General features: G+C 72.5%; 1 protein-coding gene. It reads left to right on the top strand.

Features of this window, described 5'->3' with window-relative positions; all coding sequences use genetic code 11:
* Positions 1-413: 413 nt before the first annotated feature.
* Entirely contained in the window at positions 414-836 is a 423-nt protein-coding gene (locus ACWDSL_RS53525; protein WP_450497047.1) for a hypothetical protein, read from the top strand.
* Positions 837-1060 lie beyond the last annotated feature (224 nt).

The raw sequence follows: 1060 nt of genomic DNA on the forward strand, positions 1-1060 counted from the left end.
GCAGGTGGGTGGAGAGGCGATCCCGTCCCCCGGTGCCCACCTATCCGTCGCGCTCCCGCACCCCCGGTCCAGCGCACCGCTGGACTGACCGCTTGGCCACCGCGCGGCAGCAGCTGCGGCGGAGCGCAGCGGAGCCTGTCCTGAGCTCAGCCGCCCGCCGGGCCGAGGAACCAGGACACCGGGCCAGCCGCCCCCCTTCCCCCTTCTCGCTGGCGCTTTGGACCCGGAGGGTCCGAGACGAAAGCCGCACCCGCGCGAGCCGAATGCCGCAAGACAGCGCATAGGCACAGCGGAGCGCAGCGCAGCTGCACCCGCGAAGCGCAGCGAGCCGCACCCACCCCCGCCCGTACGGCGGGGTTCGAGCGGGGCCTCCGCCGACGCCTCGAAAGACACCCCGACTACGCTGCGGGCGCATGGACCCGACCTTCCGGCTTCCGCCCAATTCCCCGCTGGCCGCTACCGTTTCCGAGGACTGGGGCCTGATCCCGTTGCGTGTTCCGGCCGGTTGGAACGTCATCTACAACCAGCTGTCGGCCCGACGCCTGCCGGATGGAAGTGTCGAGGCCAACGACTCCGAGGACCTGTACTGGGCGCGTACGGCACCACCGCCGTGGCTGACCGCGGAGGAGGTAGCAGAGGAGGGCGGCCTGCGGGCTCGGGAGATCAACATAGACGCCGGCTGGTACGGCGGCTACGGCTTCCGCGTCGTCGTCCTCGACCCCGACTGGGACCATGAGCGGGCCTCCCACACCACTCCCGACCTCGGTGAGTTCGTCGCCACCCTGGAGGCGTGGATGTGGGTGATCACCCAGCGAGGGAAGCTCCCCAAGTCGTGAGCCGGTCCTCCGGAGAATCTCCCAGCGCCATGTCAGTGCCGCATCAGGCGGCTCGGCCCGGGGGGATCCGGCAGGCCGTTGCCGGGTCCCCTCGGGATTTGTGGTGGATATGAGACGGTGACACGCCGTGGCGCCCGGCCGGGAGCCGGCGAGATACACCCCCCCCCGAGCCCCCCCCGCGGCGCGCCCGCCCCCCCCCCCCCCCCCCCCCCATCCGGCCGCCC

It is taken from the genome of Streptomyces sp. NPDC000941 (assembly GCF_053599555.1).